The 21,946-nt window shown below is 66.6% G+C and carries 19 protein-coding genes; 9 read left to right on the top strand and 10 right to left on the bottom strand.

Features of this window, described 5'->3' with window-relative positions; all coding sequences use genetic code 11:
- Positions 1-16: 16 nt before the first annotated feature.
- Complete coding sequence (locus ACDC67_RS12820; protein WP_376693727.1) at positions 17-601, top strand: LemA family protein; 585 nt, start codon at positions 17-19, stop codon at positions 599-601.
- Positions 602-886: 285 nt separating this feature from the next.
- Complete coding sequence (locus tag ACDC67_RS12815; protein ID WP_376693725.1) at positions 887-2,773, top strand: M48 family metallopeptidase; 1,887 nt, start codon at positions 887-889, stop codon at positions 2,771-2,773.
- Positions 2,774-2,777: 4 nt separating this feature from the next.
- Here ACDC67_RS12815 and ACDC67_RS12810 read toward each other — a convergent pair whose 3' ends face one another.
- Together ACDC67_RS12810 and ACDC67_RS12805 are read right to left on the bottom strand one after the other, a co-directional pair.
- Positions 2,778-4,397, bottom strand: coding sequence for a GMC family oxidoreductase (locus tag ACDC67_RS12810; protein ID WP_376693724.1), 1,620 nt, complete (start codon positions 4,395-4,397; stop codon positions 2,778-2,780).
- A 230-nt stretch (positions 4,398-4,627) separates the two neighbouring features.
- Positions 4,628-5,806 carry a class I SAM-dependent methyltransferase gene (locus tag ACDC67_RS12805; RefSeq protein ID WP_376693723.1) on the bottom strand — a complete coding sequence of 393 codons (1,179 nt, stop codon included), beginning with the start codon at positions 5,804-5,806 and terminating at the stop codon, positions 4,628-4,630.
- On the opposite strand from ACDC67_RS12805, the gene ACDC67_RS12800 reads away from it, so the two are divergent.
- Complete coding sequence (locus tag ACDC67_RS12800) at positions 5,797-6,552, top strand: pteridine reductase (protein WP_376693721.1); 756 nt, start codon at positions 5,797-5,799, stop codon at positions 6,550-6,552. The two genes, ACDC67_RS12805 and ACDC67_RS12800, sit on opposite strands and share 10 nt — an antisense overlap.
- A gap of 549 nt (positions 6,553-7,101) precedes the next feature.
- On the opposite strand, the gene folK is transcribed toward ACDC67_RS12800, so the two are convergent.
- From folK to tsaD, 3 genes are all read right to left on the bottom strand, one after another.
- Entirely contained in the window at positions 7,102-7,626 is a 525-nt protein-coding gene (folK, locus tag ACDC67_RS12795) for a 2-amino-4-hydroxy-6-hydroxymethyldihydropteridine diphosphokinase (RefSeq protein ID WP_376693720.1), read from the bottom strand.
- On the bottom strand, positions 7,623-7,979 hold the full coding sequence (folB, locus tag ACDC67_RS12790; protein ID WP_376693718.1) for a dihydroneopterin aldolase: 357 nt from the start codon (positions 7,977-7,979) through the stop codon (positions 7,623-7,625). Before folB ends, folK begins: the two co-directional genes overlap by 4 nt.
- Before the next feature lie 249 nt (positions 7,980-8,228).
- Positions 8,229-9,239 carry a tRNA (adenosine(37)-N6)-threonylcarbamoyltransferase complex transferase subunit TsaD gene (gene tsaD / locus ACDC67_RS12785; protein ID WP_376693717.1) on the bottom strand — a complete coding sequence of 337 codons (1,011 nt, stop codon included), beginning with the start codon at positions 9,237-9,239 and terminating at the stop codon, positions 8,229-8,231.
- Between the two features lie 51 nt (positions 9,240-9,290).
- On the opposite strand from tsaD, the gene rpsU reads away from it, so the two are divergent.
- From rpsU to ACDC67_RS12755, 6 genes are all read left to right on the top strand, one after another.
- Positions 9,291-9,506, top strand: coding sequence for a 30S ribosomal protein S21 (gene rpsU, locus ACDC67_RS12780; RefSeq protein WP_116897063.1), 216 nt, complete (start codon positions 9,291-9,293; stop codon positions 9,504-9,506).
- 40 nt (positions 9,507-9,546) lie between these two features.
- Entirely contained in the window at positions 9,547-9,993 is a 447-nt protein-coding gene (locus tag ACDC67_RS12775; RefSeq protein ID WP_376693715.1) for a GatB/YqeY domain-containing protein, read from the top strand.
- Positions 9,994-10,016: 23 nt separating this feature from the next.
- On the top strand, positions 10,017-11,750 hold the full coding sequence (gene dnaG, locus ACDC67_RS12770) for a DNA primase (protein WP_376693714.1): 1,734 nt from the start codon (positions 10,017-10,019) through the stop codon (positions 11,748-11,750).
- A gap of 17 nt (positions 11,751-11,767) precedes the next feature.
- Positions 11,768-13,633, top strand: coding sequence for an RNA polymerase sigma factor RpoD (gene rpoD / locus ACDC67_RS12765; protein WP_376693712.1), 1,866 nt, complete (start codon positions 11,768-11,770; stop codon positions 13,631-13,633).
- A 129-nt stretch (positions 13,634-13,762) separates the two neighbouring features.
- Positions 13,763-14,320: a bactofilin family protein gene (locus tag ACDC67_RS12760; protein WP_376693711.1), complete on the top strand. Its 558-nt coding sequence runs from the start codon at positions 13,763-13,765 to the stop codon at positions 14,318-14,320.
- A 23-nt stretch (positions 14,321-14,343) separates the two neighbouring features.
- On the top strand, positions 14,344-14,961 hold the full coding sequence (locus tag ACDC67_RS12755; protein ID WP_376693709.1) for a hypothetical protein: 618 nt from the start codon (positions 14,344-14,346) through the stop codon (positions 14,959-14,961).
- 10 nt (positions 14,962-14,971) lie between these two features.
- Here ACDC67_RS12755 and ACDC67_RS12750 read toward each other — a convergent pair whose 3' ends face one another.
- The 5 genes from ACDC67_RS12750 to ACDC67_RS12730 form a co-directional block, all read right to left on the bottom strand.
- Positions 14,972-15,889, bottom strand: coding sequence for a GGDEF domain-containing protein (locus tag ACDC67_RS12750; RefSeq protein WP_376693707.1), 918 nt, complete (start codon positions 15,887-15,889; stop codon positions 14,972-14,974).
- Between the two features lie 91 nt (positions 15,890-15,980).
- Positions 15,981-17,099 (bottom strand): homoserine dehydrogenase family protein, encoded by a 1,119-nt coding sequence (locus ACDC67_RS12745; protein ID WP_376693706.1) that lies wholly within the window; start codon positions 17,097-17,099, stop codon positions 15,981-15,983.
- Entirely contained in the window at positions 17,096-18,103 is a 1,008-nt protein-coding gene (locus ACDC67_RS12740; protein WP_376693704.1) for a homoserine O-acetyltransferase family protein, read from the bottom strand. Before ACDC67_RS12740 ends, ACDC67_RS12745 begins: the two co-directional genes overlap by 4 nt.
- A complete protein-coding gene (locus ACDC67_RS12735; protein ID WP_376693702.1) occupies positions 18,100-19,422 on the bottom strand; it encodes an O-acetylhomoserine aminocarboxypropyltransferase/cysteine synthase family protein in 1,323 nt (440 codons plus the stop codon). Before ACDC67_RS12735 ends, ACDC67_RS12740 begins: the two co-directional genes overlap by 4 nt.
- 281 nt (positions 19,423-19,703) lie before the next feature.
- Positions 19,704-21,584 carry a propionyl-CoA synthetase gene (locus ACDC67_RS12730; RefSeq protein ID WP_376693700.1) on the bottom strand — a complete coding sequence of 627 codons (1,881 nt, stop codon included), beginning with the start codon at positions 21,582-21,584 and terminating at the stop codon, positions 19,704-19,706.
- Positions 21,585-21,946 lie beyond the last annotated feature (362 nt).

Genomic DNA, 21,946 nt, shown 5'->3' with positions numbered 1-21,946 from the left:
CTGGGAGGAACCACCCATGGAATGGGTACTGCTGATCCTTATCGTCGCGGCGGCGTTTTTCGCCATCACGATCTACAACCGCCTGGTCGCCGCGCGCAATCGCTACAAGAACGCCTTCGCGCAGATCGACGTCCAGCTCAACCGCCGCCACGACCTGATTCCCAACCTGGTCGAAGTGGCCAAGAAGTACATGACGCACGAGCGCGAAACCCTCGAAGGCGTCATCCAGGCCCGCAACGGCGCGCACCAGCAGCTCAAGGCCGCCGCGGCCGACCCCTCCGATCCGGACGCCATGCGCAAGCTGTCGCAGGCCGAGCAGGGTCTGTCGGGCGCACTCGGACGCCTGTTCGCCCTGTCCGAGAACTATCCCGACCTCAAGGCCAACCAGAACATGATGCAGCTGTCCGAGGAGCTGACCAGCACGGAAAACAAGGTCGCCTTCGCACGCCAGGCCTTCAACGACATGGTCATGCACTACAACACCCTGCGCGAGAGCTTCCCGGCCAACATCATCGCCGGCATGTTCACCTTCAAGCCGGCCGAGCTGCTCGAGATCGACGACCCCGAGAAGCGTGAAGCCGTCCAGGTGGATTTTGGTTAAAAACAAGGTTTCAGGTTTCAGGGTTCAGGTTTCAGGTCGGCAACTGAGATCATCGCGGGGCGGCTTTGCCGCGTTGTCGGATCGAAGCCCCCGTGGGTCGGCGTCGCATCGCCGACGGACGACGTAGATGATCTGGACACGCCTAGCGCTGCGTGTACAGGCCGCAAGGTCGTCCGTCGCGGATTTAACCGAGACCTACGCAGTCTCGCGGCGAAGCCGCCCCCCAAGGCTACGCGGCTGCCGCCCTGAAACCTGAAACCTGAACCCTGAAACCTTTCTTATCGTATGAACTTCTTCGAGCACCAGGACAAGGCCCGCCGACAGAGCAAATTCCTGATCGTCATGTTCGCCCTCGCGGTGCTGGCGATCATCGCCGCGGTGGACGTCTTTGTCTTTTTCGCCCTCGGCCCCGATCCCTGGAACCTGGTCTGGGCGACGGTTGTGACCGGTGGCGTGATCCTGGGGGCCAGTGCGGTCCGCTCGCTGCAATTGCGCGGCGGTGGCGGCGAGGTTGCCCAGGCCATGGGCGGGACGCGGATCGACGGCGATACCACCGACCCACTGCGCCGCAGGCTGCGCAACGTGGTCGAGGAAATGGCCATCGCCTCCGGCGTGCCGGTGCCCGAGATCTACGTGCTCGAGCACGAGCAGGGAATCAACGCCTTCGCCGCCGGTTTCTCGCCGGCCGACGCGGCGGTGGCGGTCACCCGCGGAACGCTCGAGCACCTCGACCGCGATGAACTCCAGGGCGTGATCGCCCACGAGTTCAGCCATGTTCTCAACGGCGACATGCGGCTCAATATCCGCCTGATCGGCCTTCTGTTCGGCATCCTGGTGATCGCCATCCTCGGGCGCAAGCTGCTCTACTCCGCCCGCTTCGCCCGCGACAGCCGCGGCGCCGCGCCGGCCGTCCTGGCGGGTCTGGGTGTGGTGGTGATCGGCTACATCGGGCTGTTCTTCGGGCGCTGGATCAAGGCCGCCGTCTCGCGCCAGCGCGAGTACCTGGCCGACGCCTCGGCCGTGCAGTTCACGCGCAACCCCGACGGCATCGGCAACGCGCTCAAGAAAATCGGCGCGCTCCAGGCCGGCTCGTTCATGACCGCCGACACCGAGGAAGTCGGACACATGCTGTTCTCGACCGGCATGGGCTACCAGGCCTTCGCCACGCATCCGCCGCTGGAAAAGCGGATCAAGGCCGTCGACCCCTCGTTCCGGTCCGAGGAGCTGGCACAGATCGCGCAGGACATGAAACGCCACGCCCAGGCGCGCAAGGCCGAGGCGGAAGAAGCAGCGCGTCGCCAACAGGTCGAGGAGGCGGCGGCCGGCGGTGTCGATCCCACGCGGCTGGTCACCGATCTGGGCAACCTGGCCGAACAGATCGGCCAGCCCGGCCTGGAACAGGCATTGACGGCGGCGGTGATGGCCGCGGGCATTCCTTCCCGGCTCGAGCAAGCCGCCCACTCCGACGAGTGGGCGCCGGAGCTGGTTTGCTGCCTTTTGATCAGCGCCGATCGCGAGGTGCGCGAGCGGCAGCTACTGCAGGTCGCGCGCACCCTCGGCGGCGACAGCGAGGAGAAGGTGCGTCATCTGCGCGAGACGCTGGTCGATCAGCCGCGCGCCATTCGCCTGCCGCTGGTGGAGCTGGCCTTCCCGCAGATTCGTCGTCGGCCGGAGGCGGAGCTGATGGACTTCATGCGCCTGCTCGACGGGCTGGCGCAGGCCGACGGCAAGATCGACATGCACGAGTTCGCGCTCACGCGCCTGGTCAATGCCCTGGTCCGGGACGCCCTGAGACCGGCCCGGGCCGCCGCTACCGGCCGCCGCAAGCTCGCGTCACGCAAGCCCGAAGCAACCGAGCTGATGGCCATCCTGGCGCGTTACGGCCACCCGGAGGATTCCGCCGCGGCCGAGGCAGCCTTCGGCGCCGGCATGGCCGAGCTCGAGGGGCAGATTCCGGCCATGCCCGACACCGCCGGCTGGGCCGGCCGCCTCGACGACCTGCTCGCCCGGCTCGACGACCTGCGGCCGGCCTCGAAGCATTCGCTGGTGGTCGCGCTCCTGCGCTGCGCCGCCTACGACGAACAGGTCGTCGATGATGAACTCGACCTGCTGCGCGTGGTGTGCGCGCTCTTGCACGTGCCCCTGCCGCTGATGGGCACGCGCGAGTCCTGAGTGCTCAGGCGGCTTCGCCGGCTTGCGCCGGGCGGGCCGCGACTTCTTCGCGGATCATGTCGGCCGCCTTCTCCGCGATCATGACCGTCGGGGCGTTGGTGTTGCCGCCGACGAGCGTGGGCATGATCGAGGCGTCGACCACGCGCAGGCCCTGCAGGCCGCGGACTTTCAGCTGCGGGTCGACTACGGCGTGCGGGTCGCTCCCCATGCGGCAGGTCCCGACCGGGTGGTAGATGGTCTCGGCCTTGGTGCGGACGAACTCGATCAGGGCGTCGCGATCGCGCACGTCGTCGCCGGGATAGATCTCGTGGGCGCGGAAAGGGCGGAAAGCCGGCTGCTCGAGAATGCGGCGCGAGAGCCTGACGCATTCGAGCATCATCTCCAGGTCCTCGGCCTCGCTGAGGTAGTTGGCGTGGATGGCAATCGGCTCGCGCGCGTCGCCGGAGCGAATCGCCAGGTGGCCCCGGCTCTGCGGACGCAGGGGACAGGCGTGCAGCGTGTAGCCGTCGCCGGGCAGGCGGTTGCGCCCGTGGTCGTCGAGCAGCGCCGGCACGAAATGCATCTGGATGTCCGGGCGATCGTCGCGCCCGCGCCCGCTGACGAGGAAGGCTCCGGCCTCGGCGATGTTCGAGGTGCCTTCGCCCTCGTGGTGCAGGAAATAGCGCAGGCCCACGCGCAGTTCGTTGAGCTGGTCGTAGGTGACCGGCTGCGAGCAACGCGTGAGGGTGCAGACGTCGAGATGGTCCTGGAGGTTACGGCCGACCTCGAGCAGCTCGTGCCGACAGCGCACGCCGGCGGCCTCGAGCATGCCGGCCGGGCCGATGCCCGAAACCATCAGCAGCTGCGGCGAGTTGATCGCACCGGCGGTCAGCAGCACCTCGCGCTCGGCCAGCGCGGTGTGGGTCACGCCGTGACGCCGGTATCGCACGCCGCCGATTCGGTCGCCGGCGGAGAAGGTCAGGTTCAGCGTGAATGCGCCGGTGAGCACGGTCAGGTTGGGCCGGGACTTGACCGGGCTGAGGTAGCCGGTGGCCGTGCTGCAGCGCCGCCCCTGGCGCTGGGTGACCTGGTAGAAGCCCACGCCGCGCTGGGCCGGGCCGTTGAAATCGGGATTGCGGGCAAAGCCGGCCTGCTCGGCGGCCTGGATGAACACGTCGCTGAGCGGGTTCGTGTAGCCCAGGTCGGAAACGCTCAGGGGCCCGCCCACGCCGTGCAGTTCCGACTCGCCGCGTGCCTGGTCCTCGGAGCGACGGAAGTAGGGCAGCACGTCGCGCCAAGCCCAGCCTTCGTTGCCGGCGTCCGCCCAGTCGTCGTAGTCGCTGCGGTGCCCGCGCGAGTAGCACATCGCGTTGATCGAGCTCGACCCGCCCAGCACCTTGCCGCGCGGCCAGTACAGGCGACGGTTGTTGAGCGCGGGTTCCGGCTCGGTCTCGTAGTTCCAGTTCAGGGACTTGAAATTGACCAGCTTGGACAGGCCGGCGGGCATGTGGATGAACGGATTCCAGTCGCGCGGCCCGGCCTCGAGCAGCAACACGCTGACCGCCGGATCGGCGCTGAGCCGGTTGGCGAGCACGCAACCGGCCGAACCGGCGCCGACGATGATGTAGTCAAAGCTCTTGGACATGGTGCTGTAGCCGAATTTGTCTCATTATCGAGGATAGGCGTCCGAAATAGAGTTGGGGGACTAAAGGTTTCAGGTTTCAGGGTTCAGGTTTCAGGTCGGCAGCCGAAAGCCGTGCGGGGCGGCGGCGCCGCGCAGGCATTGGAGAGTTGCAAGGTCTCGCGGCAATGCCGCCCCGCACCCCTCGCCGCTGCCCGCCCCTGAAACCTGAACCCTGAACCCTGAAACCTTCTTCAAAGCCTATGAAGCTGACTCATCAACCCGAACCCGCTCAAGCCTTCGTCGAGGCCCCGCGACAACCCGATCACCTTGAACTTCTCCCCCATCTCGCCGGGCAGGGTCAGGCGCTTGAGTTCGCCGGCCAGCCGCAGGCGCTGTTCGTCGCCGGTGGCGCGCTCGACCGCCTCGTGGGCGCCCAGGGCGAGCAGGAAACCGGCCTGGGTGGTGAAGCCGGCGACCTCGAGCCCGGCTTCGAAACCCGACTCGGCCACGGCGGTGAAATCGACGAAGGCCGAAAGGTCGGTCAGGCCCGGCCAGACGAAGGGATCGAAATGCGCCCGGTGCCGGTAGTGGCAGACCAGGGTGCCGTCGCCGCGGTCGGGATGGTAGTACTCCGCTCGCGGGTAGCCGTAGTCGATGAACAGGACAAGGCCGCGCGAGAGCGGCCCGGTGACGGTTTCGATCCAGCCGGGCAGGTCGATGCAGATCTCGCTGGCATAGCCTTCCGGCAGGGGCTTCGAGAGCCGTTCCTGCAGTTGCTCGACCGCCTTCGACAGCCTCGGTCGGGGCGCCTGCCGGGTCCAGCACAGGCGCTTGCCGTCGAAATCGACGCGCTGCTCGAGCGGGCCGGCTTCACCGATCTCGAACTTCGCGACGGCCAGTGCGTCGATGACTTCATTGCCGATGACGACGCCCTCGAAGGGATCATCGGGCGGGGTGTCGATCCAGCGGACCCGCTCACGCAGCGCTTTCGGCAGCCCGGCCAGGTTCTCGCGCTGTACTTCGCGCAGCGCCGCGCTGGGCTCGAGGATCAGGTATTGCCGCGGCGGTGAAGCCAGTTCGGCCAGCATCTCGCGCGCCAGAACGCCCGAACCGGCGCCGAGCTCGAGCAGCGTCCATTGCTCCCCGATCGCGGCGGCCACCTCGTCGCACTGGCGCGCCAGCGCGGCGGCGAACAGGCCGCCCTGTTCCGGCGCGGTCACGAAATCGCCCGCCTGGCCGAACTTGTGCAGGCCGTTGACGTAGTAGCCCAACCCCGGCTCGTACAATGCCATGGACATGTAGCGGTCGAAAGGCATGGGGCCGTCGCGCTCGATTTCGGCGACGATCCTGCGGCTGAGCGCCTCGCTCAGCTCAACCAGTTCGGCCGGCGGCTCGGGCAGCGACAGGGATGGAGAACGGGATGACGACAAGCGTGGAAGCACAGCGTGGACGAGTGGCGATTGTAACCGGCGCGGCCCGGCGGATCGGCGCGACCATCACCCGTGCGTTGCACGCGCGCGGCCTGGATGTGGTGATCCACTACCGCGGATCGGCCGACGAGGCCGAGGCGCTGCGCGACGAGCTGCTGGACCGGCGGCGTGGCTCGGCGGCCCTGGTGCAGGCCGACCTGGCCGAACACGCCGCGCCGAAGCGCATTCGCGACGCCGCGCTCGAGGCCTTCGGTCGCATCGATGTGCTGGTCAACAACGCCTCGGCCTTCTACCCCACGCCGGTCGGCTCGGCCACGCCGGCGCAGTGGGACGAACTGATGGCCAGCAACTTGCGCGCGCCGTTCTTCCTGGCGCAGGCCTGCGCGGCTGAGCTGTCCGCCCGCGAGGGCGCGATCGTCAATATGGTCGACATCCACGGCCTGGTGCCGCTGCCGAATCACCCGGTCTACAGCCAGGCCAAGGCCGGCCTGATCGCGCAGACGCGCGCCCTCGCACGCGAGCTGGCCCCGGAAGTGCGCGTCAACGGTGTCGCACCCGGTGCAATCCTTTGGCCGGAGAGCGAGCAGTCACCCGAAGCGGGCGCCGAAATCCTCGAGCGTGTCCCCCTGCAGCGCCAGGGCCGGCCCGAAGACATCGCCGGCGCCGTCGCCTTCCTCGCCCTCGACGCCCCCTACATCACCGGCCAGATCCTCGCCGTCGACGGCGGCCGTTTGTTGAATATGTGAAAGAAAACCTTGTAAACGCAAAGACGCGAAGACGCAAAGGACTGACTCAACCAGGGGATGGAGGCCACCGAATGCACCGAAGTCCAACCTCAACTGGTTGCAACTAGAAGCGGTGAGCGATCGATGTATTCAGGCCAGGATTCGAGCTCTACATATGTTCGGAGCTTTCGGTGTTCTTCCGTGGTTTTGTTTCAGTTTTTTTCTTTGCGTCTTCGCGTCTTTGCGTTTAAGAGATTTTTATTTCAGCAGACGTGTGACGTCGCGAAAGCGCGGATGGCCTGGCGCAGCGTCTCGTCACCCCAGCAGCCAAAGCTGCCCTTGGCGCAGGGTGAGTGCCCTTCGAGCTTGTCGGGTTCCGGGGGAAGCGAACAAAGAATTTTCAAGTACCAAGCACTAATTTTCAAACAAACTCTAATGGCCAATGTTTGAATGATCAAAACGGGCGCGGGCTATACCGCTGCGCCGGTTTCACGTCATTGGAATTTCGATCATTGAGATTTGTTTGGTACTTGTTATTTGGTCATTGAAGATTCCGTGGCGAGTGCCTCTTCAACCCCCGCTGCCCCACCAGTTGGGCGTGGTCGGCTGCTCATTGCCGAGCTCGGCCGGCTCCAGGGACCGATCCCCTTCGAATTCTTCCCAATGCTCGGCGAAGGTCTTCCCGGTTTCGGGATGCTTCAACTGCGGCGCCAGGTCGGCCAGGGGTTTTAGTACGTGGGCGTATTTCAGGATCTCGTCGCGCGGCAGGGTCAGGCCGTCGAAGTCGCCGACCTTGTCGTCGTACAGCAGGATGTCGATGTCGAGCGTGCGGTCGGAGAACTTCGGCTGGCTGCGGTCGCGGCCGTATTCGTCCTCGAGTGCCGTCAGCCAGTCCTTGAGCTCGCTCGGCCCAAGATCGGTTTCGATGCGGGCCGCGCAGTTGAGAAAGTCCTGGCCGGAAAAGCCGACGGCGGCGGACCGGTAGACCGGCGAAATCGCCGTGGCGGCGAATTTGCGGTACAGGGCGCGCACGCCGGCGCGGATGTTGGCCTCGGCGTTGCGGTTCGACCCCAGCCCCAGGTAGACGGTGCTCATGGTTGGCGGCCTCTTTCGATGCGAATGCCGACCGACTTCGAGCCGCGCACGGCGCCCGGCTTGTCCAGTTCCAGCCGCAGCCAGTCGACCGGGAACTCGTTCAGCACGATCTCGGCGCAGCGCTCGCCCAGGGTCTCGACCAGCTGGAAGCTGCTCGACTCGACGAAGCCGATCAGGCGCTTGGCCACGGCCTTGTAGTCGAGCGCGTCCTCGATGCGGTCGCTGGCAGCGCCGGCGCGGATGTCGCTGCTCATTTCCAGGTTCAGGCGCACGGTCTGGCGAATCTTGCGTTCCCAGTCGTAGATGCCGATGACGGTCTCGATGTCGAGATCCTTTATAAAAACTATATCCACTTGGTGGGGTGCTTCCAGTGTGTGTGGTTCTATGTGCGATTGTGCCAGCGGTCGGGTGCGGTGGAAGTGAGTACGCAAATTTTCAATTCACAAGCACCAAGTACCAAACAAAACCCAATGACCGAAATTCCAAACGGTTGCTGCGGCACCGAAAAGTGATCGAAGCAAGTTTCGGTCATTTCTTCATTCGGTCCCTGAACATTGTTTGTAAATTGGTGCTTGGTCATTGGTCATTCACAGCGTACTTGGTCATTCGGAACCCTTGCCCAGCGCTTCGATTGACCAACGTGGTTTGACCGCGATCAACCCATCCCTCGTCGCTTCCCCCCTCCGATACCACCCCGCATGGGCGATCATGGCGCCGTTGTCGGTGCAGTATTTCAGGGCGGGATAGTACACCTGGCCGGGGATGCGGCGCTCGAGTTCGGTGCGCAGGCGGGTGTTGGCGCTTACCCCGCCGGCGATCACCAGGCGCTGCGTGCGCGTTTCCTTCAGCGCACGCTTGCACTTGATGGCCAGGGTTTCGGCCACGGCCTGTTCGAAGCCTGCGGCCACGTCGGCATGGTCGGCTTCGGTCACGCGCGCGACCAGCTCGCGCGTGTGCGTTTTCAGGCCGGAGAAACTGAAGTCCAGCCCCGGCCGGTTGGTCATCGGCCGCGGGAAGTCGTAGCGATTCGGGTCGCCGCCCTCGGCCAGGCGGGCGATTTCGGGGCCGCCGGGGTAACCCAGGCCGAGCAGGCGCGCGGTCTTGTCGAAGGCTTCGCCCGCCGCATCGTCGAGCGTCTCGCCCAGCAGGCGGTAGCGGCCGAACCCTTCGACCGCCACCAGCATGGTGTGGCCGCCCGACACCAGCAGGGCGACGAACGGGAAGTCCGGAGCGGGGTCCTCGAGCAGGGGCGAGAGCAGGTGGCCCTCCATGTGGTGGACGGCGATGGCCGGCACCCCCAGCGCGGCAGCCAGGGCAACACCGGTGGCCGCGCCCACCAGCAGGGCGCCGGCCAGGCCCGGGCCGGCGGTGTAGGCCACGGCATCGAGCTCGCTGGCCGGCATGCCGGCCGAATCGAGCAGCTCGCGCACCATGCCCGGCAGCTTGCGGACGTGGTCGCGCGAGGCCAGTTCCGGCACCACGCCACCGTAAGCGGCGTGGTCGGCCTGGGTGTAGACCAGGTCGCCGACCAGCCCGCTCGCGGCGCTGTACAGGGCCACGCCGGTTTCGTCGCAGGAGGTCTCGATGCCGAGAATGTTTTGCACGTCGGGCATTTCCACGTTTATAATGGTCAGCTTTCCACGAAATCCGTTTAGGGAATTTTAATGCCCAGTGTAAAGGTCAAGGAAAACGAACCGTTCGAATACGCGCTGCGCCGCTTCAAGCGCTCCTGCGAAAAAGCCGGCGTGGTCGCCGAAGCGCGCCGCCGCGAGTTCTACGAAAAGCCGACCCAGGAACGCAAGCGCAAGAAGGCCGCGGCCGTCAAGCGCCACCTGCGCAAGATCTCGCGCGAGCGCGTGAACCGCAAGCGGCTCTACTGATCAAGCATTCTACGCAACTTCTCGGCGGGACGGGCCGGTCATGTCGCTGAAAACGCAGCTCAACGATGACGTCAAGCAGGCGATGCGTTCCGGTGAGAAGGAGCGCCTCAAGACCCTGCGCATGGTCACCGCCGCGATCAAGCAGCGCGAGATCGACGAGCGCATCGAGCTCGACGATGCGCAGGTGCTGGCCGTGATCGAGAAGATGATCAAGCAGCGCCGCGAATCGGCCGAGCAGTACCGGGAGGGAAGTCGGCCCGAGCTGGCCGAGAGCGAGGAAGCGGAGATCGCGATCCTCGAGCCCTACCTGCCCGAGCAGCTTCCCGAGCACGAGCTCGTCGAGATCATCGACAAGACCATCGCCGAGGCCGATGCCACCGACATGAGCGGCATGGGCCAGGTCATGGGCCTGCTCAAGCCGCGCCTACAGGGGCGCGCCGACATGGCTGAGGTTTCCAGGCTGGTGCGATCGCGGCTGGCCGGCTAGCCCCGGGTCGCTGAACTGGTCCTGTGCCCGGCCTCATCCCCGAAGATTTCATCGAATCCCTGCTGGAGCGCACCGATATCGTCGAAGTGATCGGTTCGCGCGTTGAGCTCAAGCCGGCCGGCCGGGGCGAACACAAGGCCCTGTGTCCCTTCCACGACGAGAAGACGCCGTCGTTCACCGTCAGCTCCGACAAGCAGTTCTACCACTGCTTCGGTTGCGGTGCGCACGGTACGGCGATCGGTTTCGTCATGCAGTACGACGGCCTGGAATTCCCCGCCGCGATCGAGGAGCTGGCGCACACCGCCGGCCTGGAAGTGCCGCGCGAAGCCGGTCGCGCGCCGGTCAAGAGCAACGACCGGCTGTATCAGGCCCTGTCGCAGGCGCAGAACTGGTTTCGCCGCCAGCTCGGTGCCAGCGAGGCGGCCCGCGATTACCTGAAAGGGCGCGGTTTCGACAAGGCCACGGTTGACGAATTTGGCATCGGCTACGCCCCGCAGGCGTGGCAGGCGCTCGCGGATTTTCTGCAGCAGGAGGGGTTCGGGCCGCAGGAACTCGAGCAGGCCGGACTGATCACGCGCCGCGACGGGCGCGTCATCGACAAGTTCCGCGACCGGGTAATGTTTCCCATTCACGACCGTCGCGGTCGGGTGATCGCCTTCGGCGGACGCTCGCTCGGCGAGCGCGGTCCGAAGTACATGAACTCGCCCGAGACGCCGGTTTTTCACAAGGGCCGTGAGCTCTACCGGCTCTACCAGGTGCGCCGCGGCGGCCTGCCGCCGCGCATCCTGGTGGTTGAGGGCTACATGGACGCGGCCGCGCTGTTCCAGTTCGGATTCGACAACGCCGTCGCCACGCTGGGCACCTCGGTCACCTCCGACCACATGGGCCTGCTTTTTCGTGCCTCGCCGGTGGTGGTGTTCTGCTTCGACGGTGATCGCGCCGGACGACAGGCGGCCTGGCGTGGCCTCGAGGCGGCGCTGCCGGAACTGAAATCCAATCGCGAGGTCAGATTCCTGTTCCTGCCCGAAGGCGAGGACCCCGATTCGCTGGTTCGCGGCCAGGGGCAGGCCGCGATGGCGCAGATGCTCGACGATGCCCGGCCGCTGTCGGCCTTCTTCTTCGATCACCTGGCCGAATCGCTGGATATGACCAGCCTGGACGGGCGCGCGCGACTGGTGGCGCTGGCCGAGCCGTACCTCGAGAAGTTGCCCGAGGGCGCGTTCGCCGACATGATGCGCGAGGAGCTGGTTCGGCGCGCCGGTCACGGCGGGCGCATCCAGCCGAAAGCCGAGGGTCGGCCGCAGGCGAGGCCTGCCGCGGCCGCGGACGAGGATCGCTCGCTCACGCCCGTGCAGTACGCCGTGGCCCTGCTCGTGCAGCGTCCGGGGCTGGCCGCCGGGCTGCCCGAGGACGCGCTTGATGCCCCGGCAACGGTCCGCGGAGTGGATTTCCTGCGCGAATTGATTGACTTTTGCCGCCACAAGCCCCAGTTTTCTACGGCTAAGCTTCTGGAGGCCTGGCGAGATCGCCGCGAAGCGCCATGGCTTGCCCGCCTGGCGACCCGCGAAGTGATCTCTGATCCGGAAGAAATGCCGGCGGCGCTGACGCAAACTCTGGCCAGAATCCGTCGTCAAATGGTACAGACCAGAATTCGAGAGCTTCAGCAGGCCCAACTGAACGAAGGGGGTCTCGATGCAGACCGCACCAGCGAACTGCGCCGCTTGCTGAGCCGGCGCAACGAAGACGGACAAATATGAAAGCCGAAAAAGCACCTATGGAAAATGCACCGCGACCCTCTCAGCTCAAGCAGCTGATCCAGAAAGGCCGTGAACAGGGACAGTGGCTGACCTACGCCCAGGTCAACGACCACCTGCCCGGCGATATCGTCGATCCCGAGCAGATCGAGGACATCGTCAACATGATCAACGACATGGGCATCAAGGTCTTCGAGGAGGAGCCCGATGATGCCGATGCGCTGATTCTCAACGACTCGGCCAGCAGCGATACCGACGACGAGGCCGCGCAGCAGGATGCCGAGGCGGCCCTGGCGGCCGTCGAGACCGAGCTCGGCCGCACGACCGACCCGGTGCGCATGTACATGCGTGAAATGGGCTCGGTGTCGCTGCTCACGCGCGAGGACGAAATCGATATCGCCAAGCGCATCGAGGACGGCCTCAACCAGGTCAACCAGGCGCTGGCGCGTTTTCCGGGCACGATCGAGACCCTGCTCGAGGAAGTCGAGTCGTGGAAGGAAGGCAACCTGCGGCTCAACGAACTGGTCAGCGGCTTCATCAACCCGACCCTGCTCGCGGAGATGGAGCTGATCTCCCAGGACGCGATGGAAGCGGCCGTCGAGGAAGAGGCCGTCTACATCGACGAAGACGAGGAAGAAGACGAGGACAAGCCGGCGCCGACGGTCAACACCCTGCCCGATCCCGAGCAGGTGACCCAGTTCTTCGATGAAATGCGCAAGCTGCACGAGCGCTTCATCAAGCTCTACGACCGCTACGGCCCGAACAGCCCCAAGGCCTCGGAGCTACGCGACTTGATCGCCGAGCAGTTCATGCGCCTGAAGCTGCCGCCGCGCCTGTTCGACTACCTGATCGACCGCATGCGTTTCCAGGTGGCGCGCACGCGTGACGTCGAGCGTTCCATCATGCAGATCTGCGTGGAACGTTGCGGCATGCCGCGCAAGGAATTCATCACCAGCTTCCGCGACAACGCCAGCGACCCGGAATGGGTTGAAGGCCTGATCAGGCGCCGAAGCAAGTGGGCCAAGGCGGTCAAGGAACACCACGACGACCTGGCCGGCCTGCAGGAGCGCCTGGCCAAGTTCGAGCGCGACCAGCGCATTCCGGCCGGCGAGCTGCTCGAACTCAATCGCGCCATGTCGATCGGCGAGGCCAAGGCCCGTCGCGCCAAGAAGGAAATGGTCGAGGCCAACCTGCGCCTGGTGATCTCGATCGCCAAGAAGTACACCAACCGCGGCCTGCAGTTCCTCGACCTGATCCAGGAAGGCAACATCGGCCTGATGAAGGCCGTCGACAAGTTCGAATACCGCCGCGGCTACAAGTTCTCGACCTATGCGACCTGGTGGATCCGCCAGGCGATCACGCGTTCGATCGCCGACCAGGCGCGCACCATCCGTATCCCCGTGCACATGATCGAGACGATCAACAAGCTCAACCGGATTTCCCGGCAGATGCTGCAGGAAATGGGTCGCGAGCCCACGCCGGAAGAGCTGGCCGTGCGCATGGAAATGCCCGAGGACAAGGTGCGCAAGGTGCTCAAGATCGCCAAGGAGCCGATTTCGATGGAAACGCCCATCGGCGACGACGAGGACTCGCACCTGGGCGATTTCATCGAGGATGCCAACATCCTCTCGCCGATCGACACGGCCACCACCACCGGCCTGACCGATACCGTGCAGAAGGTGCTCTCTGGCCTGACCCCGCGCGAGGCCAAGGTGCTGCGCATGCGTTTCGGCATCGACATGAACACCGACCACACCCTCGAGGAGGTCGGCAAGCAGTTCGACGTCACCCGGGAGCGCATCCGTCAAATAGAGGCGAAGGCGCTGCGAAAGCTGCGCCATCCGACCCGGTCGGAACAACTCAGAAGCTTCCTCGATCTCGAGTGATGTGACGTCTGTCACGCACTGGCCGGGCCACGTTGCCCGGCCGGTCGCATTCCTGTCTTCCGGCACTTGACCACCCTGGCGCCCGGGAGTAGCTTGAACAGCCCCCAATCCCCAAAGCAGGACACAAGGATGTTCAACAAGCGCGATCAGCAAGAATCCGAATCCACCGCCGGCGAAAGCCGCAAGCCCGAAGCCTCCACCAGCGCACCGCGCCCGGCGCCGCGCAACTCGGGCGGCACGGCCATGATCGGCCCGTCGATCAATGTCGACGGCAAGCTGCGCGGTGACGAGGACCTGGTCATCGAAGGCAAGGTCAAGGGGACCGTCGAACTCAAGAACAACAGCGTCACGATCGGCAGCCAGGGGGATGTTGCCGCCGATGTCTATGCTCACTCGATCTTTGTCGACGGCCGGATGGACGGCAATCTCGTCGCCTCCGAGCAGGTCGTCATCCGCAAGTCCGCGCGCGTGAAAGGCAGCATCGCGGCCCCTCGCGTGAGTCTGGAAGACGGTGCCCAGTTCAACGGGTCGATCGACATGGACGCCAAGGGCGAGACGCTCAGCAAGGCCTTCTCGGGGCAGAAGTCCGCACCGACGGCGAATGCAGGCGCCAAGGCCGACTCGCCGCATGCGGATGCCGGCGGGGCCAAGTCCGGTGGACAAGCGGGCAAGCAGGCCAGCCACTGAAGCATTCACCCGGGACGGCCTGAATGAACAGCACTGCCGCACGGCCGCTCGAAGGGGGCGGCCCGGAGCCGATACGCGCCCCGCTTTTCGCCATGGCGGTCGAGGCCTTCGAGGACGACCGCCGCCACGTGGTGCTCGACCTGGGACGCGCGCGAGCCGGCACGGTCGATCTGTTCGGTCGCTATCGCTGCCGGCTTGACGTGGTCGACCTGCCCGGCCGGCTGGCCGAGTTGCCGGACGTCGAGGACGAAGAAGGGCCGCAGGCCGTCGAGCGCTGGCTCGACGGCCTGTTGCCGCCCGCGCACGGCGAGACGGTTGACCTGGTGCTGTGCTGGAACCTGCTCAACTACCTGCCGGCCGCCGTGATCGAGGCGCTGGGCCGTCGCCTGGCCGAGCGCGCCTCACCGCGCGCGAGGCTGCACGCATTGATCGAATACCGGGCCACGCGCATGCCGGCCGTTCCGGCCTCTTTCGCGCCGGTTGGCCTCGAACTGCTGGCCGAACCGGACGAGGCTGCGCTCGAAGCGATTCCCGCGCCGCGCTACAGCCCCAAGGAGCTCGAGAAGCGCCTGCCCGGATTCGGCTCGGAAAAGACCATGCTGCTGGGCAACGGCATGCAGGAGTATCTCTACCGGCGCTAGTACGGGTCGATCAGTCCCCGGCGATGCAGACCCGGTTGCGGCCGCTTTCTTTCGCTTCGTAGAGAGCGACGTCGGCACGTTTGAAGAGTGTCTCGGGCGTGTCTTGCGGTCGCCATTGCGCGACCCCGAAGCTCGCGGTGATGCGGATTTCGTCGTGGAACCCGGTTGCCTCGATCAGTCCCCGGAAGGTTTCCGCTGCCCGCCGGGCGCCCTCGAGATCGGTATCGAGCAGCACCAGCAGGAACTCCTCCCCGCCCCAGCGCACGCCGATGTCCTGCCGGTTCAGGCGCTGGTTGATCAGGCGACCGATCCGTTCGAGCACCAGATCACCCATCTGGTGGCCGTGTTCATCATTGACGGGCTTGAAGTGGTCGATGTCGAGCAACACCACGCTCAGGGGCTGGCCGCTTTCCACGGCCCGGGCAATCTGCAGTTCCAGCTCGCGTTCGCCGGCGCCATGATTGAGCAGTTCGGTCAACTGGTCGGACTCGGCGCGCTCGACCAGGCGGCGCATCAACCGTACATGGGCGGTAACGTCGCGCTGAATGGCCAGGTAGTGCGTGACCTCCCCGTTCTCATTCCTGACCGGCGAGGTGCGCCACTCGATGTGAAATCGGCGGCCGTCCTTGCGGTAGTTGAGGGTGCGGCCTTCGAAGTCGCGGCCGGCCTCGAGCGCCTGCCGCAGCCGCCGGGTGACTTCGCGGTCGGTGTCCTCGCCCTGGAGGATGGCTGGCGTGCGGCCGATCACTTCTTCGCGCGTCCAGCCCGTCATCTGGCAGAAGGCCGGGTTGACGTAGACGATCCGGGGATGGTCCAGGTTGGCGTCGGTAATCAGGATCGAGTCGTAGCTCGCCTCCAGGGCGGCCTGCGCCAGGCCCTGCATACACGAGTCGTGCGGCAGGGCAGCGCTCATGGCGGTCATGTTCATGGCCCAACTCCCGATTGAGGAAATTCGAAGGCAATACGGTCCGTACTTCCTAGAATACGCCCGAAAAGGCCTGCGCGCGAACGGTCTGATGTCATCGCGGGCCGCACAGCGCCCCGGCGGCCTCGACCAGGTCGGCGAGCACCGAGCCGGCCGTGACCGCCACCCCGGCGCCGGGGCCGCGGACTTCCAGCGGTGTTCGAGGATCGTCGGCCAGCTCGATGCGAACCAGGTTGGCGCTGCCGCCGAGCCGCGCGAACGGCGAGCGGCGGTCGAGACGAAGCGGTCCGACGCTCGCACCCTCGGGCCCGAACTGCGCCAGGTAGGCCCAGGTCTCGCCGGCGGCCCGTGCCGACTCGAAGCGCTGCCGCCATTCGCCGTCGCGCTCGCGCAGGGCCGTGATCACCGCAGGGCCTTGCCGGGCCTGGTCGGCCCAGTCGTCGGCCACAACCGGCTGGCGTTCGACCGCGATGTCGTCCAGGCCGGCTTCGCGCAGCATGATCACGAGCTTGCGCGCCACGTCGCTGCCCGAAAGGTCTTCCAGCGGGTCCGGCTCGGTGAAGCCGCGCTCGCGGGCGTCGTCGACGGCGGCCGACAGCGGTTGCCCGTCGGCCATTTGCGCAAACACGTGGGCGAGCGTGCCCGAGACCACCGCGCTGAGTCGCGCCGGCACCGCGCCGGCGCGGCGCAGGCGCCGCAGGGACGAGAGAATCGGCAGTCCGGCGCCCACCGTGGCCGAGTAGGCCAGCGGCGCGTTGCCGACGCGAGCCGCCCGGTGGATGCGGTGATACAGCCCCAGGTCGGCCGAGAAGCCGTGCTTGTTGGGCGTGACCACGCCGATGCCGGCCTCGAGCCAGCCGGGATACAGGGCCGGCAGATCCGGGTCGGCCGTGCAGTCGACGACGACGGTCGGTCGGCCCCGCGCGCGCAGGCGATCACCCAGTTCTTCGAGTGTTCCCGGATCACGTTGCAGTGCCGGACTTGCGGACTGATCGACGATGAGGCGGCTGCGGCGATTGATGCCCTCTGCGAATCGCAGCGCGGGAAGGTCGCCGCGTTCGTCGAGTCGGCCCAGTCGGGATACCAGGGCCGAGCCCACTTGCCCGGTATGACCGATGACGACGACATCGACCGTCTCCGACGCCGACCGCGGCCGGGCGCCGGTGCTTGGAGGTTCATTGAATGCCGGATGGCTGCGGGTGACGGTGTTCATGCGCGAGCCTCCAGAACGGGCCGGGGGCTTTCGCTGGCGCGCCGAAAGCCCGAGACGATGCGGTCGAGTCGCTCCTGCTCGATCAGGAAAGCGTCGTGGCCCTGGTCAGCCTCGAGCCACTCGAGCCCGGCGTGCGGCAGCACCTCGGCCAGGGCCCGCTGATCGCGGGGCGGATAGAGCAGGTCGGAGGTGATCCCCACGATCAGGGTGCGGGCCCGGATTGCCTGCGCGGCCTTGCGCCAGCCCCAGCGGCCCCGGCCGATATCGTGACCGTCCATGGCGTCCATCAGGCGCCGGTAGGCCAATGGGTCGAAGCGCTCGCGCAGTGTGCGTCCGTGATGCGCCAGCCAGCCCTGTGCCGTGCGCTCGCCGCCGGCCTCCGGCCCGAAGCGACCGTCGAGGTTGTCCCAGTGGCGATAGCTGAGCATGGCGATCATCCGCGCCAGTTCCAGGTCGCCATGCTCGTCCAGCGCCCGGCGCTGGGCATAATTGAGGGCGCTCGCCCAGGCGGTCTGCCGCGCGGGTGCGGCGATGGCGACTGCCTGCGCGACCCGGTCGGCGTGGCCGGTGGCCCACTCGAGCACCTGCATGCCGCCAAGCGAACCGCCGATGACGAGCTTGAGGCGACGGATCCCCAGCGCGTCGACGAGCAGGCGCTGCACCGTCACCATGTCGCGCACCGACACTGCGGGGAAACGATCGCCCCACAGGCGCAGGCCGCGCCGGTGGCCGGGCCCGGTCGTGCCGCCGCTGCCGCCGATCACGTCGGCGGCGATGATGAAGTCCGTTTCGGGGTCCAGGCTACGGCCGGGCCCGAGCAGGCCCGACCACCACTGATCGACGTGCCGGTCGCCGGTCAGGGCCGGGCAGACCAGCACGGCGTTGCTGGCGCCGGCATCCAGCCGGCCCCAGGTCCTGAACGCGATCTCCAGGCGCGGAAGCCGCGCGCCGCCGGCGAGCGGCGGCGGGTTGTCGATGGCAATGACGCGGTCGTCGGTTCTCATGCCGCTGCCGCCAGTCCGGCCCGCTCGAAGGCGCCGGCGAAGTCGTCGATGATGTCGTCGATGTGCTCGATGCCGACCGATACGCGCACCAGTTCGCTGGTCACGCCCGCGGCCTTGCGCTCGTCCTCGGACAGTTGCTGGTGCGTCGTGCTGGCCGGATGAATGACCAGGGTCTTGGCGTCACCGACGTTGGCGACGTGGCTGGCCAGCTGCACGCTGTCGATGAAGCGCCGGCCGGCTTGCTCGCCGCCGCGGATGCCGAAGGTGAGCACCGCCCCGAAGCCGTGGTCGAGGTAGCGCCTGGCGCGCTCGTGCGAAGGATGGTCGGGCAGGCCCGGATAGTTGACCCACTCGACGGCGGGCTGCTGCTGCAGCCACTCGGCGAGCGCCTGGGTATTGTCGACGTGTCGCTGGACGCGCAGCGACAGGGTTTCGAGCCCCTGCAGGAACAGGAAGCTGTTGAAGGGGCTCAGGGCCGGGCCGAGATCGCGCAGGCCTTCCACGCGGGCACGGATGGCGAAGGCGATGTTGCCGAAGGGGCTGTCCGGTCCGAAGGCCTCCCAGAAATTCAGGCCGTGGTAGCCGGGTGCCGGGTCGGTGAACAGCGGGAAGCGGCCGTTGCCCCAGTCGAAGCGGCCGGCATCGACGATCACCCCGCCGATGGACGTGCCGTGCCCGCCGATCCACTTGGTGGCCGACTCGACCACGATGTCGGCCCCGTGTTCGATCGGCCGGCACAGGTAGCCGCCGGCGCCGAAGGTGTTGTCGACGATCAACGGCAGGCCTTCGCGCCGGGCCAGGGCCGACAGCCCCTCGAAGTCGGGGATGCGGAAGCCGGGGTTGCCGATGGTTTCGGCATAGATCGCGCGGGTGTTCTCGTCGATCTGCGCGGCGAAGGCGGCCGGGTCGTCATCGTCGACGAAGCGCACCTCGATGCCCAGCCGGGGCAGGGTGACCTTGAACTGGTTCCAGGTGCCGCCGTAGAGCGAGGACGCGGCCACGATATTGTCGCCGGCCTGCGCCAGGGTGGTGATGGCGATCAGCTGCGCGGCCTGGCCCGAGCCGGTGGCCACGGCGGCCACGCCGCCTTCGAGCGCGGCGATGCGCTGTTCGAAAACGTCATTGGTGGGATTCATGATGCGCGAGTAGATGTTGCCGAACTCTTCCAGGCCGAACAGGCGCGCACCGTGATCGGCGTCGTCGAAGGTATACGAGGTGGTCTGGTAGATCGGCACGGCGCGGGCGTTGGTGCCCGGCGCGGGCTCCTGCCCGGCGTGGACCTGCAGGGTCTCGAATCGTCTTTGCTTGCTGTCACTCATCTGCTTGCTCTCCGTTGCGGGTGGTTGGTCTTCCGCAGCGGGGGCTCGATGAGGGGATCAGGAACAAGAAAAAACCCGCACCGGCCTGGCCGCTGCGGGTTTTGTCGTGATTCGGTGGGTCTTACTGGATCAGAACACAGCCGTACACGCATCCGCAGCCGGGGCTTGCAGACACATGCACATGCACATTGCGCAGTTGTGATTGATTGTCACGAGAGGATCCATGGTTTGCATCTTATCCACGTTCCGGTCTCGGATGTCAAGCGCATTCGCATGGCCCGCTACTCGAGATGCTCGCGAATTTCGTCGAGGATCGCCGGGTCGTCGATGGTGGACGGCACCGGTGGCGATTCGCCGCCGGCCAGCTCGCGCAGGGTGCGGCGCAGGATCTTGCCCGAACGTGTCTTGGGGAGGCGCTGCACCACCACCGCGCGCCGGAAGCAGGCGACTGCACCGAGCTGCTCGCGAACGCGCGCGACCAGTTCGCTGCAGACGGCTTCGGCCGATTGGGCGCAGTCGTCCTTGAGTACCACCAGTCCCAGCGGCAGCTGGCCCTTGAGATCGTCGGCCACGCCGAAGACCGCGCACTCGGCCACCGCCGGGTGGCCGGCCACGATCTCTTCCATCTCCCCGGTGGACAGGCGGTGGCCGGCAACGTTGATGACATCGTCGGTGCGCCCCATCACGAAGACATTGCCGTCCTCGTCCATGTAGCCGCCGTCGCCGGTGAGGTAGTGATCCGGATAGGTCTGCAGGTAGGCGCGGCGAAAGCGCTCGGGGTCCTGCCAGATGCCGAGCAGGCAGCCGGGCGGCAGCGGCTGGCGAATGCAGATCGAGCCCTGCCGGCCGTCCGGGCAGGGCTTGCCGTGACGATCGAGAATCTCGACCTGGAAGCCGGGTGTCGGCCGGCTGGCCGAGCCGGGGCGAACCGGGAACTCGGTCAGGCCGACAGGGTTGCAGGCAATCGCCCAGCCGGTTTCGGTCTGCCACCAGTGATCGAGCACCGGCAGGCCGCTGACCTGGCGCAGCCACTCGTAGGTGGGCGGGTCCAGGCGCTCGCCGGCCAGGAAAAGGCGCTTGAGCGCGGCCAGGTCGTGGCCCTGCATCAACTTGCCTTCGGGGTCTTCCTTCTTGATCGCGCGAAACGCGGTGGGGGCGGTGAACATGGCCGTGACGCGGTGTTCGGCCATCACCCGCCAGAAGGCGCCGGCATCGGGCGTGCGCACCGGTTTGCCCTCGTACAGGATGGTGGTGCAGCCGTAGATCAGCGGCGCGTAGACGATGTAGGAGTGCCCGACGACCCAGCCGACATCGGAGGCCGCCCAGAACACCTCGCCGGGCTGCATGCCGTAGACCACCTCCATGCTGTAGTGCATGGCCACGGCATGGCCGCCGTTGTCGCGCACCACGCCCTTGGGTTTGCCGGTGGTGCCCGAGGTATACAGGATGTAGAGCGGGTCGTTGCCCTTGACGGCGACCGCGTCGACCGGCCCGGCCGCCGCTTCCAGCGTCCGCCAGTCATGGTCGCGGCCGGGCTGCAGGTTCGCCTCGGCCTGGGGTCGTTGCAGGATGACGGTCGCCTCCGGCCGATGAGCGGCCTGTTCGAGCGCCCGGTCGAGCAGTGGCTTGTACTCGATGACGCGCTCGACCTCGATGCCGCAGGAGGCCGACAGGACGACGCGGGGACGGGCATCGTCGATGCGCACGGCCAGTTCGTGCGCGGCAAAGCCGCCGAAGACCACCGAATGAACGGCACCGAGCCGGGCGCAGGCCAGCATGCCAATGACCGCCTCGGGCACCATCGGCATGTAGATCACCACCCGGTCGCCCTTTTGCACGCCCAGTTCGGCCAGCGCCCCGGCTATGCGCGCGACGCGTTCGGTCAGCTCGGCGAAGGTCAGGGTCTCGACGCTGCCGGTAACAGGCGAGTCGTGGATCAGCGCGGCCTGCGCGCCGCGCCCGGCAGCGATCTGCGCGTCCAGGGCGAGCCAGGCGGTGTTGAGCTCGCCGTCGGCGAACCACTGCATGCCGCCGGCCGCGGCCGGCTCGTGACCGCGCGTGGGCCGGCGAAACCATTGAATGCGCTCGGCCTGCTGCAGCCAGTAGGCGTCGGGGTCGCGACGGGCGCGATCAAAGTGCTGCTGGTAGCTTGATTCTTGCATGGCTGTGCCCGCGGGCATTGTCGACTCGACAGTATCGCGTGGGCGGCCGGGCGCGGGCTACTAGACTTTCGGCTTATGCCGGAAGATGCGGCATGCTGTCTCCAAGACCATCAGCAGGGCTCATCGTGAGGGCCTGAGGTGTCCATGAAGCGGGGGAAGTCCTTTGCGTTGGTTTGCGAGAAAATTCTACTTTTGAGTACCGCCACTCTTCGGGGGGGATTACCCGTTGAGCGAATCTACCTTTGGCCAAGCCACATCGCTGTTGCATGAGTATGGCTTTCAGCTGAGTAGCCGAGAGTGGGCCGGGCTTTTCTGGCTAGCCATACCATTGATTTTCCGCCTTCGCCTCGAATCGCCGCGGA

Source organism: Wenzhouxiangella indolica, from assembly GCF_042310355.1.
GTDB lineage: Bacteria > Pseudomonadota > Gammaproteobacteria > Xanthomonadales > Wenzhouxiangellaceae > Wenzhouxiangella.
The sequence above is the reverse complement of the archived record's forward strand: the minus strand, read 5'-3'. Positions and strand labels throughout refer to the sequence as shown.

Coding starts and splice junctions, on each gene's coding strand:
- ACDC67_RS12820 (WP_376693727.1), top strand. CDS start 17: ATGGAATGGGTACTGCTGATCCTTATCGTCGCGGCGGCGTTTTTCGCC.
- ACDC67_RS12815 (WP_376693725.1), top strand. CDS start 887: ATGAACTTCTTCGAGCACCAGGACAAGGCCCGCCGACAGAGCAAATTC.
- ACDC67_RS12810 (WP_376693724.1), bottom strand. CDS start 4,397: ATGTCCAAGAGCTTTGACTACATCATCGTCGGCGCCGGTTCGGCCGGT.
- ACDC67_RS12800 (WP_376693721.1), top strand. CDS start 5,797: ATGACGACAAGCGTGGAAGCACAGCGTGGACGAGTGGCGATTGTAACC.
- folK (WP_376693720.1), bottom strand. CDS start 7,626: ATGAGCACCGTCTACCTGGGGCTGGGGTCGAACCGCAACGCCGAGGCC.
- tsaD (WP_376693717.1), bottom strand. CDS start 9,239: ATGCCCGACGTGCAAAACATTCTCGGCATCGAGACCTCCTGCGACGAA.
- rpsU (WP_116897063.1), top strand. CDS start 9,291: ATGCCCAGTGTAAAGGTCAAGGAAAACGAACCGTTCGAATACGCGCTG.
- ACDC67_RS12775 (WP_376693715.1), top strand. CDS start 9,547: ATGTCGCTGAAAACGCAGCTCAACGATGACGTCAAGCAGGCGATGCGT.
- rpoD (WP_376693712.1), top strand. CDS start 11,768: ATGGAAAATGCACCGCGACCCTCTCAGCTCAAGCAGCTGATCCAGAAA.
- ACDC67_RS12760 (WP_376693711.1), top strand. CDS start 13,763: ATGTTCAACAAGCGCGATCAGCAAGAATCCGAATCCACCGCCGGCGAA.
- ACDC67_RS12755 (WP_376693709.1), top strand. CDS start 14,344: ATGAACAGCACTGCCGCACGGCCGCTCGAAGGGGGCGGCCCGGAGCCG.
- ACDC67_RS12750 (WP_376693707.1), bottom strand. CDS start 15,889: ATGAACATGACCGCCATGAGCGCTGCCCTGCCGCACGACTCGTGTATG.
- ACDC67_RS12745 (WP_376693706.1), bottom strand. CDS start 17,099: ATGAACACCGTCACCCGCAGCCATCCGGCATTCAATGAACCTCCAAGC.
- ACDC67_RS12740 (WP_376693704.1), bottom strand. CDS start 18,103: ATGAGAACCGACGACCGCGTCATTGCCATCGACAACCCGCCGCCGCTC.
- ACDC67_RS12735 (WP_376693702.1), bottom strand. CDS start 19,422: ATGAGTGACAGCAAGCAAAGACGATTCGAGACCCTGCAGGTCCACGCC.
- ACDC67_RS12730 (WP_376693700.1), bottom strand. CDS start 21,584: ATGCAAGAATCAAGCTACCAGCAGCACTTTGATCGCGCCCGTCGCGAC.